Raw genomic sequence first — 16,954 nt, 5'->3', positions numbered from 1 at the left:
TTACTAAAAGGATAGGGTATGTGGTGTTTGGCAAGTAATTTCCAATTTTTAATAAATACTAACTATGAAAAAGAATCTTACAGCCCTTACTATAGTATGTGTCATTTTTATCGGATTAAGTTTTAATGCAGCATTTGGGCAGATACGTACAGCAATTGACGTACAGGAGTGGCCAAAAGGTAAAGTAGTATTAGTGAACGGCGATACACTTTACGGGGCCCTCACTTACTACAGAACTCCAGAAATCGTTAAAGTTCACCACCAGGATGGTTCCATTTCTTCTGTTTCTCCGGTAAATGTTGAATACTTTATTGCACAGGAAATGCCAAGCGGCAGATCTTTTACATTTAAATCACTGCACTGGGATTTAGGTAAGCCTTACTCTGATTTCAAAAAACCCACTTTTTTTGAAGAACTCAACCGAGGTGCGCTAACACTTATTATGCGTGAAACCTATGTAAAGCGTGATGCTGGCAGGCAAAATACAAATCTTTATCGTAACGCCCCATCATACTATGGAGGAAATAACTTTTATGAACAGGTAAAAGAGTTGTATTACATTATGCTGCCAGACGGAGAAATACTGCCTCTTAAAAACGTTCGCAAAGATTTGCACACGCTTTTCGGGGAAAAGTCTAAAAATGTTAAGTCTTATATTAAGCTAAACAAACTCGACTATGAGAAGCCGCATGAATTGATTGCCATTATCAACTACTTTAACGCGCTTTCGAGTTCTACAAGTCGCGCATTTTAAGAATGAGGTAAGACAAGAGCAGGAGTAGCATAATGTAACCAATAGAATATATGGCCGCGTTTGGTGGCGTGAGCAATTGTGTTGGTGTAGTTAGTTCATCCAGCAGGCTTTGGCCAGGCATAGGAGTAAGGCTTTTCAGAACTTTTACTGGCATGTACTTATCAATTGAGTCTGGAAGGCGCAGGTGAATAAGCGGCTCAATAACCTGTGCGTAGGCGATAAAGGCAATTATAGCCAAGCCGCTTTTTTTGATAAGTATGCCGAAGAGCAGTGCCAGCGACATGTACCCAACAGCCTGTACAAAATAATAGGCCAGAGCATCCATTTTGCCGATTATTACAGCAGCACTTGGACTAGAAGTATGGAGTAGGCCGAAGTAAAGCCCAAGCAGCAGCAAAAAAAGAGTACTTAATGTGGCCAGGCCAAGTGTAACGTAAAATTTTGCCAGCACCAGATCTGCCCGCGATAGTCCGTCTATCACCTGCTGCCTGAAGGTTCTGTAAGTAAACTCATCGGTAATAAGTACAATTATAAGTATACCAAATAGCAGGTTAAAGAAACTAGAGGTATAGGTAAGAACCTGCCAGAAGCCCGGTAGCCTGTACATTTCATTTCCTACTTCCTGGCCATTGATAGTAACTTTGCTGCTGGTATAAAGTATAAGCAGCATCAGCATAGCATAAATAGCCAGAATAACCCATACCGTGCGGTAAGGTATTATTTTGTGCAGTTCTATCCGGAGCAGGTTCATGGCGTACGGTTTTTAACGATTTCCAGAAACTGGGCCTCCAGCGATTTGCGGTGCAGCGTTAGCTGCGAGAGTGTAATGCCTGCCTCAAACATAGCCCTGTTTAGTTCTCTGCCATCATACCCTTCCTGTAATGTAACGTGTACAGTGTCACGCTCCGGCTGAAAAGATTCCACGAAAGGAATTGCTTGCAGTACCGTTACTAATCCAGGAATGTCATCGGCACTTATAACGAACTGGTCCCTTGCAGATAAAATGTTGTCTACACGCCCGTCGGCTCGTAGTTGCCCGCGCTGCAGAACGGCAACATGGGTGCACACCTTCTCCACTTCATCCAGAAGGTGGCTGGCAAGTATAATGGTTTTGCCTTCTGCGGCTATCTTAAGAATAAGTTCGCGCACTTCGGCAATGCCCTCGGGGTCCAGTCCGTTGGTTGGTTCGTCCAGCACCAGCACTTCGGGGTTATTCAGCATGGCGGCGGCAACGGCAAGTCTTTGCTTCATTCCCAAAGAGAAACCTTTAAACGTTGTGTGCTTGCGTTGTTCCAGGCCCACCATGTTTAGCATCTGTAAAATACTTTTGCTGTTAGCCCCTTTAATATCAGCTACAATCTGTAGGTTTTTGCGTGCAGTAAGGTAAGGGTAAAAATTGGGCGTCTCCAGCAGTGCCCCAATGCGGCGCTTAATCTCTTTGCCGGTATGCTGCCCGAACCAGGTGTAGGTACCCGAGCTTGGCCGCACCACATCCAGTACCATGCCGAGCGTGGTCGTTTTGCCGCTCCCGTTGGGTCCCAGAATGCCATAGATGCTCCCCGGGGCCACTTGCAACGAGAGCCTGTCTACAGCGAGTATAGAACCATAGTGCTTGGAGAGGTTATCAATGTTAAGTACTTCTGTCACAATAATAACATTATACTTTGTTTAGCAGAATCTGGCTTAAATAATGCAAATATTTATGCGCTAATGGGTTAAAATGGCCATACCAGGCTTCGTGCTCAAATTAAAAAAGAACCACAAGGCAACTTTTGGAATAGCAGGTGCATCTATGGTTTGTGGTACAGCAAAAGCAACTGTGCCATCTATGTCGCAAACAAAATAAAACCTATGAAAAAAATTATCCTGCTTAGCCTGAGCCTGTGCGCTGTTTTCTCTTTTGCCTCCGCACAAAACAACTGTAGACTTTATACTAACGAAGTAGCAGCACCGGATGGTATTAAAGTGGCTGCCAAAACACTTAAGCAGTACGAGGGCAATCTATACGATATGTCGTGGCTGGACAAAGCTGTAAAAGGTAAGAGAATGGTGATGATCGGGGAGAGCCATTGGATGACCTCGGTGCACCAGACGGCTAAAAGCATTGTGTTTCATTTAAATAATACAGATAGCTTTCCTGTGCTGATTCGTGAAATACCTTTCTCGGTAACGCCATTCATGAACGCCTACATTAATTGCGAAACCGGCAACTGCGATGAGTTGCTTACAGTTCTGAAGCCCTATGTAGGATCGCAGGAGGAGCAAAACTTTTTAAAGGAACTGCAGAAGTGGAATAGTGAGCACCCGAACAAGAAAATCACCATCGCCTGCTCCGACTTTGAGCAAGGTTTCCAGTTCCCATTACGTAATGTGTTGCACCCATATTTTACGCAGCAAGGACACACCAATTTTAAGGAAAGGCTTATGGCCGCTAACAATGATCTTGATTTGGTTTTTACTTACATAGATTCCCTGTTACAGCAGTCTCCGGAGAGCTTTCATGTAGCCGGAAAGCCGTACTTGAATAAAACCTTTGCAACACAGGTAATCGATAACCTGAAGGCGTACGCAAATGCCGAAAAAAGCAGGCAGCTCGCACAACATGCGGGTAAGAGTGCGGCAGAAGCATCAACTGCCTATTTTAATGTAAGAGGTGAAAGTATAAAGAATAACCTGACAGATGAGGCCCGTTTTGGCAAACTGCTTAAAGAGAATAAATCTATACTTTGGGGTGGGGCAGCGCATACGATAAAGTATAAATTTGATGCGCAGGACAAAGAAGCTTTTGAGGGCTCTTTTCTGTGCAACGAGTATGAGCCTACCAAGGGTAAAGTGCTTTCTGTTAAAGTGATGGCTATGAGCTACGATATACCCGAGGCATACTATACCGGCGATACTTATAAATATGGTGTTGCCCAGTTCGAGAAACTGGTAGAGGCCTACAAAAACTGCAACACCGCAAGGGCCGCAGGAACATACAGAATGATAGAGCAGACTACTGAGGTTACAAATGCCATAACAGCTAAGTTTAAAGACAATAGTAACCAGCCGGTGTGGTTGGCAGGCAACTCAGAGATGAACAAGCTGCTTAAAAAGGCGCCACATTTAAAAGAAGACAGCCAACTGAGAAGTTTTTACGCCTATGATTATGTAGTGGTGCTGCCACACACCAGATTGTACACACGCCTGAACTAAACGGCAAATTGCCCGGGCTATGCTGCAAAGTATAGCCCGGGCAATTTGCTTACTGTTTTCTAAAATCTATATTATAAGTTAGTCCAACCTGCAGCGTATGGTTGTGCTCAAATACCATACCGCTTGCTTTTTGCACAATGTGATTTAGATATCCGACCTCCAACGCCGCGGCATCGCTAAATCTGTAGCCTAGTGCCAAATAAGCTCTGTTCTGGTCAAAGATGTTCCGCTGTATGTTGTTTCCAAAACCGATAAACACTTCGTCGTAGGCTGCCAGGTATGGTTCTCTGGCCTCTATAGTGGTGCCTGCCAAAGGTAAGGTGGCTCGTAGCATATAGCGGGCACGGTTCAGGTAAGTATAATCCGATGTTATTGGCGACTGCACCCAGCGCTGCTCCAGGCGGTAGCGGTGCAAAAGGCCAACACGTGAAATGCTTCCCTTTAGCTGCAGCTGTTCGTATATGCGGTGCTCCACAAAATCATCGGCAGCCGGAAAATCTCCGTAGGGGTAGGTTTCTATAAAGCCATAGCCTAAGGTAAACATGGCATTGTCAGTAATATTATAGTTAACTCCCGTACGTATTAATAGCTGCTGCGGGTCTTTTAACAGGTTGTATCTCCTTATTTGCAGCTCGGTATGCACTCCCCACTTATCTGTGAGGCTGTGATCTCCGAAGTACATGTACCATCCATTCTGGTTAAAATCTTTAATGCGTTCGCTTTGTGCTGCGGTGGTGTTGGGTAGCAGTAGTAAAGTTAGAAATGCTAAGAGCAGGTAGTATTGTGCGGTAAATTTTTTCATACCCAAAGTTGACACCTAGGGGCTAGAAGTGCAAAGTATTCCTGCAACTCTTTTCAAATTTTAGATCAAAGTCACTAAAGATCACGTCAAAAAGCGAATTTATTTTTCTTAACAAACTTATTTTGATTTGACTAAAATCGTAGATTTAAGTTGATGCGAAAAAACTTTCTATTCGCTACCTGCGGCAATGGTTGTATTAGAAAAAGATTACCTACGTATTATAATCGACAGAAGTATAAAGCTAATGTACTCAGAATGGCTGCGACCGGTTAACAGCGAAGAGTACAGAGCAGGCAACCTGCTGTTGCTGCAACAGCTAAATGAGTACGGCATACTTAACTGGATTGCTGACTCGGAAGTCTTAGGTAATATCGATACAGCGGATGAGCAATGGACATTAGCCGAACTAATACCGGGCATAGTGCAGTCATCACTTTCAAAAATTGCCCGGATCAGCGGTTACGACAAGGCCAACTATACTAAATTCGAAGAATTTGCCAAGCGTGCAGAAGATATTTACATTGGTCAAATTCTCGTTCGCCAGTTCATGACCTATAAAGAAGCTGCCGATTGGATAGGGGAGATAATTGCTTAGCCACCTGCAATCTATCAAATAAAATAGGACAGGTGCGACCTAAAACAACCCATCAGAAAACTTGAACAAACTGAAGGCATCCAAATTTAGGCATGCAGTGTACAACAAACGACTTTATTAAGTAACTCCAACTGTGCCTAAGCTATGGTAGTTTATACTTACTTTGTAACTGGTACAGCAGAATAAAATGAAACAAGGGAGTTATATAAAGGTTGAATTATCGATGAGTGCTGCCAAGGCCAATGTGTATGCCCTTTTTTTTATAATTCCGATACTTCTGCTATATGTGCCGGCATACATACTTGTCTGGCCAGAACAGTTCAGTTTCTCTAACTTAAGAGATGTTGTTGCCGCGCACAGAACCTGGCTGCTTATCTCGCCGGCTATCATGCTGGGAGTGTTTGTGGTGGGGGCTGTAGTGCATGAGATGCTGCACGGCTTTACTTGGGCGATCTTCTGCAAGCATGGACTTAAATCGATAAAGTATGGCGTGTACTGGTCTATGCTTACGCCTTACTGCCATTGCCAGGAGGTGCTGCCCTTACGCGCGTACATATTGGGGGGCATAATGCCGGGATTGGTGATGGGCTTGCTGCCTGCTCTGGCAGGGCTGCTGATGGGTAAGATACTCATATTCCTGTTCGGACTATTTTTCTCCATAGCAGCCGGAGGAGATTTGCTGGTGCTGTGGATGCTGCGCCATCAGAAAAAAGAAGACCTGGTGCAGGACCATCCGGACAAAATCGGGTGTTATGTGCTGGTAAAAGAATAACAAACATGAAAGAGAATTTAGATAGCATCATATTTGACCTTGACGGGACCCTCTGGGATTCTACTGCGGCCATAGCCGCTGCCTGGCAGCAAGCCGTGAAAGAGGCCGACATCAAAGGCATAAGTATTACACGTGAAACAGTTCGTGGATTAGCCGGCATGCCCTTTAATGCCATTTACGATAAGCTTTTCCCTGACCTGAAAGGTGAGCAGCGCGATAAACTGCAACGCAGGTGTGCCGAATTGGAGATGGAGATGCTAAAAGAGAGGGGTGGAGAGCTTTACCCGGAGGTAAAAGAAACGCTCAGGCTACTAAAGAACAAGCATAAGCTAGCTATTGTAAGCAATTGCCAGAGTGGCTACATCGAATCTTTTCTGCAGCAGCATAACCTGCACGAGTATTTCCAGGACCACGAGTGCTATGGCAACAATGGCATATCTAAAGGCGATAACATACGGGAAGTAATAAAAAGAAACAGTTTGAAACAAGCCGTTTATATCGGCGACACAACCGGCGACTATGAGGCCAGCCTAAAAGCACAGGTGCCATTTATACTTGCAGCGTATGGTTTTGGTACCGTAGATGCTGACGTGACAAGTATAGCCAAGTTCTCTGATCTTAAAAATCTGTAACATGCAGCACAGTAGCTTTGCCTTGCCACACAATAGTTTAAAGCCGCTTATTCCAAGTATGCTTATACTTCCGGTTACGTTTGCGGCATTTTACTTTCTGCCACAGGTATTGGGTAAAACAACTGGCTACCTAGCCAGCTTTATACTTTATTGGGTGTTCTGCTGGGTGCACGGCCTGTACCTTAAAAGAGGTTCACTGGCAGAACTCTACATGTGGCCTGCTCCGAACAAGCTAAATATTGCATTAAGTATCCTCTGCTTTGTGCCAGTTGTCGGAGCGTTTGCAGGCGCTTTTATGCTAGCTTATGATCAGCTAAGCTTGCCAATATATCTTATACTTGCCGCCGTTGCTCTTATAAACGGCTTTACAGAAGAATTTTACTGGCGCGGCGCTTTTATCAGCAGGTATAAACAAAACATACTACTTGCTTATGCTGTGCCCACATTGCTATTCGGGCTGTGGCATGTATCGGTGTATGCAGCGTATGGTGTCAATTACCAAGGTGGCTTCTGGCCTCTGGTTGGCGGTGCTTTTTTTATGGGGGCACTGTGGGGCTACACGGCTTTTAAGCAGCAGCGGATTCTGATTCCAACCATAGCACACGTATTGGCTAATTTCTTCGCTTTTTCTAATCTGATCGTGGAGAACTGGATGAAGTAGCTTATACTTTGTTTGTCCAGTGTTTAAGTAGTGGGCCATCTTCTCCGGCTACAGGGTCTGCAGCAGGTAGCGACACCTGCTTTATGTTCTTTTGCTTATCGGCCATGTCCGCGTCTTCGGTGCAGATGTCGTAATTTTCCTGGCCTTCGGGGTAAGCTCCTACTACTTTAAAATCCGCCGATGCACTTTTACGGCAATGGCCAGTGCCTGCCGGCAACACTACCATATCACCTGCTTTCACTTCTACTTCTTCACCGTTGGGGCCGCCAAGTATAAGTGTAGCAGAACCAGCAGCCACTCCCAAAACCTCATGTGATTTGCTGTGGTAGTGGTGGTAATCAAACACACCGTTTACCCAGCTGCCGCCCCAGTTGTTCTGCTGAAAAGCATTTTTAAAGGCATCTACTAAGTTGCTGCTGCCTGATAGCACTTGCCTATAAAGCAGAACGGGTAGCGCAGGGTTATTAGGGATGTTGCCGTGTGGCTGTAGCAGGAGAGAAGTGATAGCCTGATGTGCCATGAGTTTAACTTAACGATAGTGAAACAATGACTAAGCTATAAACCAATTGCTTAGGAAGAACAACAGAACCAGGAGCCCGAGCAAAGCCAGTATGGTAAAAACGATGATGCGTTTCTTTTGGCTGGCCTTCATAGCCGAAATTTTACCTGATGCTTTTGTCTCGTCGTGCACATCTTCCAGCATCTCTTTTAAATCTGTTATTTGCTGGTTGTTCTGTATGCTCTGTGCTACATAAGAAATCGCAAATGCTATTGCCAGAATAATGTATGGAACGGGATCTTTTACAGGCGACTCGAGCAGTATGCTGTTGTATTTAAGGTAATAATAAAGCAAAAAACCACACAAAACCAGCAATGGGCTAGATAAAGCACTGAACAGGATAAAGCGCTTCTGAGTTGTTTGCAGGTAATTTAACTTACTGCTCAGGTTCTGCAAAACCGCATCGGTATCGCGAATGCTGCTTAGTTTTTTTATAAACATGAACTCCACCACAATCAGTAAAAGTGTAGCCGCAAAAAGTGACCAGACCACCACCTGAAAAGGGTATTGCAACACCTGTATCTGAGCCAGGTAAACAAGGCCAATCAGTACAAAGCCTTTCAGGGCGATGTCTAAAAATATGGACCAGCGTACAGACGATGATGTGCGGCGTGACCTTTGGCTTACGTAATGATGTATCGCTTCCATAGAATACTTTTTTGTTTGTTGTTCCTGTTCCCTGGATGATTTCCAGATCTCTTTTATATCAATCTTTTCCATAATGCTATCTGTTAGACGTGGCCAGTGGTTTAAGGTAGTGCTCCAGTTTCTTTTTGATCCTAACGAGCTTCACGCTGATGTTTTCTTTGCTCAGGCCAATGATGTCAGCAATTTCCTGGTAGGATTTTTCTTCCAGGTACAGTAGAATAATGGCTTTTTCAATGGGCTTTAGCTTGTCTATACCCTTGTAAAGGGCCTTTATACTAAGACTGTGCTCTGCTTCGTGGTCAGTGTCTCCGGCGGCAACTTCGGGCACATCATCAGTATACACTAACTGGCTCTTACTGGCCTTTTTACATTTAGAGATGGCAGTATTCAGGCTTACTCTGTAAATCCAGGTGGACAGTTTAGATGCGTGCTTAAACGACTGAAGGCCTTTCCACAGGTTAACCACTATTTCCTGGAACAGGTCATCTTTATCTGCCTACGTCTTGCAGTAGATATCGCACACCCTGATGATGAGTGCCTGGTGCTCATAAATTATCTTCTCAAACTCTGCTTCGGGTAATGCTGCGAACATGCTGTTTCAAGTGTTATACCTTATTAGACACCGGTGCCGGAAATAAACTACACTTTAGGCTAAATTCTTTTTATAAGTTACAGAACAAACCTTAAAAAGCCTTGCCGCAGCAGTGCAAATGGAAGTATAGCAGAAATCATTTATTCTTCTTTCCTTACTCAAAAGGTAACCCTAACTTGTAGGACTAAACTATAGAAAACTAACTAACATGCTATGAAGAGATTCCTGCTGTTTATACTCCTGGTTTCCTGCTGGGCCTGCACATCAACTAAAACAGACACCGAAGCTACTGATGTGGCACCCATGGACCAACTGGCTGAACGTTACGTTAAGACCCTGCTGAAACTGGGGCAATATGATAGTGATATAGTAGATGCTTACTATGGGCCTGAAGAGTGGAAGCCAACCGGAGAAGCTGCCGACTCATTGCCTGCTGCCGAATTTTTAGCGGAGTTTAAGGCTATACAGGAATTGTTGCAGGCACAGGATACTACAACTCTGGCGGAAGATGAGCAGCGCAGGCTGGCCATGTTTAAAAAGCAGGTGTTGGCCGCTATAACGAAAGTAGAGATGATGCAGGGCAAGAAGTATAGCTTTGATGAGGAGGCCAAGCTACTTTACGATGCAGAGCCACCCCACCACGAACTCGCACATTTCGAGGCCATCCTGAATGAAATTGATAAGCAGCTGCCGGGGCAGGGAAGTATAGCTGAGCGTTGGGATGCTTACCGTGCAAAGTTCGAAATACCGAAGACAAAGCTGGACACTGTTTTTAAAGCTGCCATTGCAGAAGCCCGCAACAGAACAAAGGCCCATTATAACCTGCCGGAGCAGGAAAATTTTAAGCTGGAGTTTGTTACTGATAAGGCATGGTCAGGCTACAACTACTTCAAAGGCAACGGCTACAGTTTAATCCAGATCAACACTGATTTTCCGATCTATATTGAGCGTGCTATTGATCTGGCTTCTCATGAAGGATACCCCGGCCACCATGTATTTAATGCGTTGCTGGAGCAGAACCTGGTAAACAAGAAAGGCTGGAAGGAATACTCTATATACCCGCTGTTTTCGCCGCAGAGTTTGATAGCCGAAGGCAGCGCCAACTATGGTATCGACGTGGCTTTTCCAGCAAATGATCGCATTAAGTTTGAGAAGGAAGTGCTGTTTCCTTTGGCAGGCTTAAACCCAGCGGAGGCAGATCGTTACTACACCATACTTGAGAAGATCGGGCAGCTGGACTTTGCCGGAAACGAAGCGGCAAGGCTATACCTTAACGGAGAGATAAGCCGCGAAGAAGCCGCAGACATGCTGGTAAAGTATAACCTGTATAAAAAGGACAAGGCACTGCAGCGTACCCGTTTTATGGATAAGTACCGCAGCTACGTGATCAACTATAACCTGGGGCAGCAACTGGTCCGGGAATACGTAGAAGCGAAGGGCGGAACAGATAATAACCCCGAAAAGCGCTGGGAAATTTTTAAAGATATCCTATCAAATCCTTACAGCGCATCCATTCTTAAATAGAAGGACAGATTTATACTTTATACACTAATGACAAAGTTAAAACTATATCAGATTGACGCTTTTACAGACAAGGTTTTTGGAGGCAACCCTGCTGCGGTTTGTGTGCTCGATGAGTGGCTAAGCGACGATACCATGCAGAATATCGGTGCAGAGAATAATCTAGCAGAAACGGCATTTGTAGTGCCACGTGGCGATGCGTATGAGATAAGATGGTTTACGCCTACCGTAGAAGTAGACCTTTGCGGCCACGCCACGCTGGCAGCTGCCTACGTGCTGTTTCGCTATTACAACTACCCAACAGATAAGATAGTACTGCACTCGCGCAACAGTGGCCAGTTGGCCGTTACAAAACAAGGCGAGGAACTTACACTGGATTTTCCGGTGGATACGCTCTCTGAGATTGAAACACCCAGAGTGCTGATCGAGGCATTGGACAAAGCACCGGTAGCAGCCTATAAAGGCAAAACAGATTTTCTGCTGCTGTTCCCGTCGCAGCAGGACATTGAGGCACTTGATCCGGATTTCAGGCTGGTTGAAAGTGCAGGTGGTAGGGGAGTGATCGTGACAGCGCCTGGTGATGGAGTAGATTTTGTGTCGCGGTTTTTCTGCCCGCAGGTGGGCATTAACGAAGATCCGGTAACAGGCTCGGCCCATACCACGCTTACTCCATACTGGAGCAGCCAATTAGGTAAAACCATACTCACGGCTAAGCAACTATCTAAACGGCAGGGCAACCTTACCTGCCAACTGGCCGGCGAAAGAGTAAAGATTACCGGCAAAGCCGTAACATACTTAACCGGAGAAATTGAAATATAAAAAGTATAGCCACCCAAGAGGTGGCTATACTTTGATCAGCTATTTTTATACTTTAATTAAGGTATTTACTTCTCTATTGCCTTAAACACAAGATCAGTCAGAAACTCTTCCAGCTGGCTTTGCTTGCTGTCGTTAATATTGGTTAACGAAGGCAGGTGCTGCGAAAAGAATATCTGGTAATGGGCACTCTCGGCCACCGTAGAAACAAGCGAGTCCGGGTATTTATAGTCAGGGTTGATCTCCTGAATAATATTGGAAATTCGCTTGCACAGGCGCTTATAGCTAAGGAAAAAGCCATGCTTATTATCCGTATCCACTTCTTTTGTAAGATACGCTTTCGCCGACTCTGCAATAACGATCCGCTGTAATGCAACTTCGCTTATATGGGCAAAATTGGCGTCATTCTCTATCTTTCCTGAAAGAATATGGATCGCGATTTTTAACCTGTCCTCTGCCGAAGCGATGTTGCTGGTGGCAAACACCAGGCGGTACTCCAGCCAGTTCCAGTACCACGAGATCAGGTAAACCAGCAGCGTATGTTTGCTCTCAAAATACCTGTAAATTGTTGCCTCTGTGGTACCTATTCTTTCAGCAAGCTTTTTAAAAGTAAAGGATTCAAGACCAAGTTCATCGATGAGAAGTATACTAGTTTGAATAATCTGCTGCCCCTTTACAGAGCTTTCAGGATCTTTCAGGTATACTTTCTCATCAACCGTAATCTTAATGTTTGCCAGCAAACTCTTCATCTAGCTTACCGTTCTTATTAAAGGTGTGCTCGTAGAAATCAACGGCACCTGTTTCCACATCATACATGCCACCAATAATGCCGATCTCGCCCTGCTCTATCATCTGTCTAAGTATGCTGCTTTTCTCCTGAATCTCGTCAAGCATTCTGTGTACATTGGCCTCGGCTACTTTTTCTACAAACGCAGCGTTAGAAGAATTTTTGGCACCTTCTGTCTCAACTGCGTTTACAGATGGCTCTATCTTTTTCACCAGACCAGTCAGGTTACCCAGTTCTACATGGTCGCAGGCACCTTTTATGGCACCGCATCTAGTATGGCCCAGCACAACAATCAACTTAGAACCCGCTACTTTGCAAGCGAATTCCATACTGCCTAGGATATCCTCGTTCACGATGTTACCTGCAATTCTGGCACTAAAGATATCTCCCAGCCCTTGGTCAAAAATAAGCTCAGCAGATGTTCTGGAATCGATACAGCTAAGTATGATAGCGAATGGGTGCTGTCCTTCGGAAGTTTCGTTTACCTGCTGCAAAAGGTTACGGTTAGCCTTCAGGTTGTTAACAAACCTCTTGTTTCCTTCTACTAGTATTTCTATTGCTTTTTGCGGCGTAAGCTCCGCCTGCATTTCTTTTGTCTGAGTTCTCATGTTGGTTGTTTTAATTAGTTAAAGGGTATTACAAAGGAGTGTGTACTTTGGCTTCTTCCTGGTCTATCTTGTGTATAGTTAATTTGATGTTTTTGGTATGGGCTGTCTCTTTAAAATCTTCGATCAGCTCCTTTACATCGTGGTCCACAATCGCTGAATTAGTATAGTCTATAACTAGTTCAGCGCCTTCAGGTACTTTTCTTAACGTGCGTAGGATATTGCCTTTGTTCAGGAAAGTTACTTCTTCTGCCAGCACCATGTGGTACAACTCTCCACCGTTTGCAGATTTTTCTTTGTGCATAAAGTGGGACACACTGTAGCTGTTCTTGAGTATAAAGAAGATTGCTACAGCCATACCTATACCTATACCTGTAAGGAGGTCAGTAAACACGATGGCAATGATTGTAACAACGAACGGAAGAAACTGCATCATGCCGCTGCGGTACATGCTCTTGAACAATGCAGGTTTAGCCAGTTTATAGCCTACCATCAGAAGTATAGCCGCCAAACTTGCCAACGGTATCATGTTAAGCACATTTGGTATGGCCATAACGCAGATAAGTATAAGCAAGCCATGTATGAAAGCAGACAACTTTGTTCTGCCACCAGACTGTATATTAGCTGAGCTTCTTACGATTACCTGTGTTAAAGGTAAGCCGCCTATTAATCCGGAAACTATGTTGCCTACTCCTTGTGCTTTTAGCTCGCGGTTAGCAGGACTGATACGCTTGTATGGATCCAGCTTATCGGTAGCCTCCAAACATAACAGCGTTTCCAAACTGGCTACTACAGCCAGTGTGCCTGCTAAAAACAAAACTTTATAGCTGAATATTCCGCTAAAGTCTGGTGTGGTAAATAAACCAAAGAAGCCACCAATGCTATCTGCTTCAGGTAATACAACTAAATGATTATCGCGAAGTGTGATCTGCGGGAAGAAATTTGCGAACACAACATTTAGTGCAATACCCATCAAAACAACTACTAAAGGGCCCTGTATCAGTTGAAACACTCTACTTTTTTTTGCCAGCACTTGCTCCCAAAAAATAAGTATGAACAGCGACAGCACGCTAATGATGACAGCCGCTGGTGTGATGTAGTTAATTGCTTTAAAGATCTCTGAGAAAGTGGTACCTCCCTGAGGCTCCAGAAAATGCATGTTACCTTGAAAGTTCTCATCATACCCAAACGCATGGGGTATTTGTTTCAGGATAATGATTACACCGATACCGGCTAGCATGCCTTTGATAACCGATGTGGGAAAGTAATACCCTATATCACCTGCTTTAAGAAAGCCGAGGGCAAGCTGAATAACGCCCGCTAGTACAACAGCAGCAAGAAAAACTTCAAAGTTTCCTAAATCCTGAATGGCATTTAACACGATTACAGCCAGGCCGGCTGCCGGTCCGCTAACCCCTAACTGTGATCCACTGATTAGAGTAACCACGATACCTCCTACAATACCGGCTATAATACCAGAAAAGAGTGGTGCTCCGGAAGCCATGGCAATGCCCAAGCACAGCGGTACAGCCACCAGAAATACCACTATTCCTGCTGGCAAATCATGTTTAATCTCTTTGAAGCTAAGCATAAATAAATCTAACAGTAATGTTTTTAATAACTATAGTAATACTATTATGTTTCAAAGTATGACATATTTTTCTATTATCCAAGCTTTAATTTAGTTAAAGGGAGTTTTCAGATAGCTAAATAAGCTGTTTCTTCTGCTCCATACTTTGATAACGTACTAGTGCGGAATAATGGGTGAGAGGGGAGAACAATAATCAATTTAATTGGGTTGTTTGCTGAACAAGTTTAAGAAAACATCGCTAACATCTGTAAAGTATAAAAGGCCACCTAATAGGTGGCCTTTTATACTTACTTGATTTATTTATAGAGGTAGCTTAACTTCTTGCATTAGCCTACCTACGGGGTACATGTTGTGTGTAAATTCGTAGTGCGGCGTGTTACGGTATACAAAATCTAACTGAGCGCGAGCACTTTTTGCGAACTGCGGATCCTGCTTTTTTCGCTCCTCCAGTCGCTTTCTTAGCTCCGGATCTTTTTTCAAGTACTCAGCAGCCAGGTCCTCAAATACATAGCTCGAGAAGTACTCTTTCTGCATCAGGATAGAGTCGAAGAAGTTCCAGGCAAAGTATGAGTCTACGGCTTGTGGCTCCAGCGTTTCTACTAAAAAGCGGTTTGCCGGTTGGTTTAAGTATACTACATAATCACCTTTCAGGAACTGCCGCGGCATCGTACGCTTCTCTACCTTCACATCAGAGTGCAGGTAGTGGCCTTCGTAAGGGCGCTGACCGGTTTTATAGTCTGTGATGTAGTAAGTTTCAACCTGCAAAGTAGTGTCACGCTTTAGTTGCTTCATCTCCACCTTATCCGTTTTAAGCTGGTCAATTACTTCGCGCCAGGCAAACGGTATAATGTAGGCGACTGGCTTTTGTACTGTAGTAGTAGGTTTAAACTCATTGTAGTAGTTTATTTTGGTGCTGTAAGGAGCACTGCGGTCATAGTAAAGGCGCTCCAGGCCACTTACCTCGCTGGGCTTATACTTGGCCGCATACCCCATAAAAGGTATTTGCTCAACCTTAGTTGTATCCAGCTGCCAGTTCAGCGCAAAGTTCTGCTGCGTTAGTATCTCCTGTTTCGCTTTTGCTCTTAGTTGGCCTATCTCGTCTGCATCGCGGTGCACTGTCTCTATCATGTTTTCCATGAGTTGGTAGGTAGCTTTTACGCGCTGATCAAAAGGCTTGAGCATGTGTGTTTCGGGTACAAAACCAATGGTATTGTAAAGTGCAGTATACCCTGTTGCGTACCTTGGCGACTCCATAAAACCTGTTATACCTTTCTCCGGCGTTTCGCCTACAGTGTTCATGTATGGCACCATCGGAAACTTGTCTTTTTTCATGCCCTCGTACAGCGATGGCAGCATTTTCCCCTTCAGGTAACCAGCTAGTGTTGGGTTGAGCTTATTGTGCTGAGTAGCGATCAAAGTCATTACGTGCTGGTAGTCGGCTCCGTTCGAAGTATGGTTGTCCATAAACACATCCGGGTCCCAGTCGCGGAAGATCAAATGGAATAGCTCTGCGTTACGAGAATCGGTTTTAATGTAGTCGCGGTTAAGGTCCAGGTTGCGAGCGTTGCCCCTGAAGCCATACTCCTCAGGTCCGTTTTGGTTGGTGCGGGTGTGGCTGTTGCGGTTAAGTGCGCCGCCAATGTTATACACCGGTATGATGGCTAGCACTACATTATCCAATTGCTTGCGTTTACTCTTATCCTGCAGGTAGTCACGCACCAGCATCATGGTGGCATCTATTCCTTCCGGCTCACCAGGGTGAATACCATTCTGGATCAGTAATACACGCTTATTCTTTTGTTTGATCGAAGCGGGATCAAAGTCTTTGTCTGTGGATACCACTACGAGGTGCAGCAGCCTTCCGGAGTCGGTGTATCCGTAGGGTACCATTTTTACTTCGTCGTAGGCTTTGTCGAGGGTGCGGTACCATTCAATGGCCTCTTCGTAAGTGGCTGTCTGGTTGCCATTGCCTTTTTCGTAAGGTGTTTTAAGGTCCGGTTTGCCTTGTGTTGGGGTACCTGTGCTAAGGAGTGCCGCCAGTAGTAAGGTGGTTAACATGATGTGCGTATGGTGTTTGGTAATGTAACTGTAATGTTAGCCATTTCTGAGTAGAAATGGTAGTGGTTAGTTGCTAATTGCTGATTGTTAATTGTTTTGCAGTGCCTTATCCAACCACCCCTGCCCCTCCTTAGCCAAGGAGGGGAGTTTCTGAAATACTCTTATTTTAGTATAAACTCTGTAGCTGTTGCTTAATCTCCCTTCTTTCAAGATCTTTTCAAAATGACAAAGTAGAAGACATCAAATATTGTGGTGAAAAGAAGAAGCAGTAGTAGCATACTCCCCTCCTTGGCTAAGGAGGGGCAGGGGTGGTTGGACCAACTGCTGAGGCAATACTGCTTGCTAATCCTGTGATTCCTGTTTCGG

General features: G+C 44.6%; 18 protein-coding genes. 8 read left to right on the top strand and 10 right to left on the bottom strand.

Features of this window, described 5'->3' with window-relative positions; translation table 11 throughout:
• Positions 1–64 precede the first annotated feature (64 nt).
• Positions 65–754, top strand: coding sequence for a hypothetical protein (locus tag H8S84_RS19560; RefSeq protein WP_187069087.1), 690 nt, complete (start codon positions 65–67; stop codon positions 752–754).
• Here the strand turns inward: H8S84_RS19560 and H8S84_RS19555 are convergent.
• The gene (locus H8S84_RS19555; protein ID WP_187069086.1) at positions 735–1,505 is read right to left on the bottom strand and encodes an ABC transporter permease; all 771 of its coding nucleotides are present in this window, start codon (positions 1,503–1,505) and stop codon (positions 735–737) included. The two genes, H8S84_RS19560 and H8S84_RS19555, sit on opposite strands and share 20 nt — an antisense overlap.
• Positions 1,502–2,401: an ABC transporter ATP-binding protein gene (locus tag H8S84_RS19550; RefSeq protein WP_187069085.1), complete on the bottom strand. Its 900-nt coding sequence runs from the start codon at positions 2,399–2,401 to the stop codon at positions 1,502–1,504. Before H8S84_RS19550 ends, H8S84_RS19555 begins: the two co-directional genes overlap by 4 nt.
• Positions 2,402–2,605: 204 nt before the next feature.
• On the opposite strand from H8S84_RS19550, the gene H8S84_RS19545 reads away from it, so the two are divergent.
• Positions 2,606–3,949, top strand: coding sequence for a TraB/GumN family protein (locus H8S84_RS19545; RefSeq protein WP_187069083.1), 1,344 nt, complete (start codon positions 2,606–2,608; stop codon positions 3,947–3,949).
• Positions 3,950–3,998: 49 nt separating this feature from the next.
• Here the strand turns inward: H8S84_RS19545 and H8S84_RS19540 are convergent, their stop codons facing one another.
• Complete coding sequence (locus H8S84_RS19540) at positions 3,999–4,751, bottom strand: DUF2490 domain-containing protein (protein ID WP_187069082.1); 753 nt, start codon at positions 4,749–4,751, stop codon at positions 3,999–4,001.
• 187 nt (positions 4,752–4,938) lie between these two features.
• On the opposite strand from H8S84_RS19540, the gene H8S84_RS19535 reads away from it, so the two are divergent.
• From H8S84_RS19535 to H8S84_RS19520, 4 genes are all read left to right on the top strand, one after another.
• On the top strand, positions 4,939–5,346 hold the full coding sequence (locus H8S84_RS19535) for a hypothetical protein (RefSeq protein ID WP_187069081.1): 408 nt from the start codon (positions 4,939–4,941) through the stop codon (positions 5,344–5,346).
• Between the two features lie 223 nt (positions 5,347–5,569).
• Positions 5,570–6,118 (top strand): DUF3267 domain-containing protein, encoded by a 549-nt coding sequence (locus H8S84_RS19530; protein ID WP_230407269.1) that lies wholly within the window; start codon positions 5,570–5,572, stop codon positions 6,116–6,118.
• 5 nt (positions 6,119–6,123) lie between these two features.
• Positions 6,124–6,750: an HAD family hydrolase gene (locus H8S84_RS19525; RefSeq protein WP_187069078.1), complete on the top strand. Its 627-nt coding sequence runs from the start codon at positions 6,124–6,126 to the stop codon at positions 6,748–6,750.
• A gap of 1 nt (position 6,751) precedes the next feature.
• Positions 6,752–7,411: a CPBP family intramembrane glutamic endopeptidase gene (locus H8S84_RS19520; RefSeq protein WP_187069077.1), complete on the top strand. Its 660-nt coding sequence runs from the start codon at positions 6,752–6,754 to the stop codon at positions 7,409–7,411.
• Position 7,412: 1 nt separating this feature from the next.
• On the opposite strand, the gene H8S84_RS19515 is transcribed toward H8S84_RS19520, so the two are convergent.
• From H8S84_RS19515 to H8S84_RS19505, 3 genes are read right to left on the bottom strand one after another with little or no spacing between them, the layout of a single operon-like run.
• Positions 7,413–7,931: a cupin domain-containing protein gene (locus tag H8S84_RS19515; protein ID WP_187069076.1), complete on the bottom strand. Its 519-nt coding sequence runs from the start codon at positions 7,929–7,931 to the stop codon at positions 7,413–7,415.
• Positions 7,932–7,961: 30 nt separating this feature from the next.
• On the bottom strand, positions 7,962–8,690 hold the full coding sequence (locus H8S84_RS19510) for a hypothetical protein (protein ID WP_187069075.1): 729 nt from the start codon (positions 8,688–8,690) through the stop codon (positions 7,962–7,964).
• A 4-nt stretch (positions 8,691–8,694) separates the two neighbouring features.
• Positions 8,695–9,099 carry an RNA polymerase sigma factor gene (locus H8S84_RS19505; protein ID WP_262890250.1) on the bottom strand — a complete coding sequence of 135 codons (405 nt, stop codon included), beginning with the start codon at positions 9,097–9,099 and terminating at the stop codon, positions 8,695–8,697.
• Between the two features lie 324 nt (positions 9,100–9,423).
• Between H8S84_RS19505 and H8S84_RS19500 the strand changes: the two genes are divergently transcribed.
• Positions 9,424–10,734, top strand: a complete 1,311-nt coding sequence (locus H8S84_RS19500; RefSeq protein WP_187069072.1) for a DUF885 domain-containing protein — start codon at positions 9,424–9,426, stop codon at positions 10,732–10,734.
• A gap of 27 nt (positions 10,735–10,761) precedes the next feature.
• Positions 10,762–11,550, top strand: a complete 789-nt coding sequence (locus H8S84_RS19495; protein ID WP_187069070.1) for a PhzF family phenazine biosynthesis protein — start codon at positions 10,762–10,764, stop codon at positions 11,548–11,550.
• A 65-nt stretch (positions 11,551–11,615) separates the two neighbouring features.
• On the opposite strand, the gene H8S84_RS19490 is transcribed toward H8S84_RS19495, so the two are convergent.
• The 4 genes from H8S84_RS19490 to H8S84_RS19475 all read right to left on the bottom strand — a co-directional run bounded on the left by H8S84_RS19490 (position 11,616) and on the right by H8S84_RS19475 (position 16,588).
• Positions 11,616–12,296 carry a TetR/AcrR family transcriptional regulator gene (locus tag H8S84_RS19490; protein ID WP_187069069.1) on the bottom strand — a complete coding sequence of 227 codons (681 nt, stop codon included), beginning with the start codon at positions 12,294–12,296 and terminating at the stop codon, positions 11,616–11,618.
• A complete protein-coding gene (locus H8S84_RS19485) occupies positions 12,271–12,942 on the bottom strand; it encodes a carbonic anhydrase family protein (protein ID WP_187069067.1) in 672 nt (223 codons plus the stop codon). The genes H8S84_RS19490 and H8S84_RS19485 overlap by 26 nt, the downstream gene beginning before the upstream one ends.
• Positions 12,943–12,970: 28 nt before the next feature.
• On the bottom strand, positions 12,971–14,530 hold the full coding sequence (locus tag H8S84_RS19480; RefSeq protein WP_187069065.1) for a SulP family inorganic anion transporter: 1,560 nt from the start codon (positions 14,528–14,530) through the stop codon (positions 12,971–12,973).
• 300 nt (positions 14,531–14,830) lie between these two features.
• On the bottom strand, positions 14,831–16,588 hold the full coding sequence (locus tag H8S84_RS19475) for a M14 family metallopeptidase (protein WP_187069064.1): 1,758 nt from the start codon (positions 16,586–16,588) through the stop codon (positions 14,831–14,833).
• Positions 16,589–16,954 lie beyond the last annotated feature (366 nt).

It is taken from the genome of Pontibacter cellulosilyticus, assembly GCF_014306105.1.
Classification (GTDB): domain Bacteria; phylum Bacteroidota; class Bacteroidia; order Cytophagales; family Hymenobacteraceae; genus Pontibacter; species Pontibacter cellulosilyticus.
This window is presented reverse-complemented; position numbering and strand designations above follow the sequence as displayed.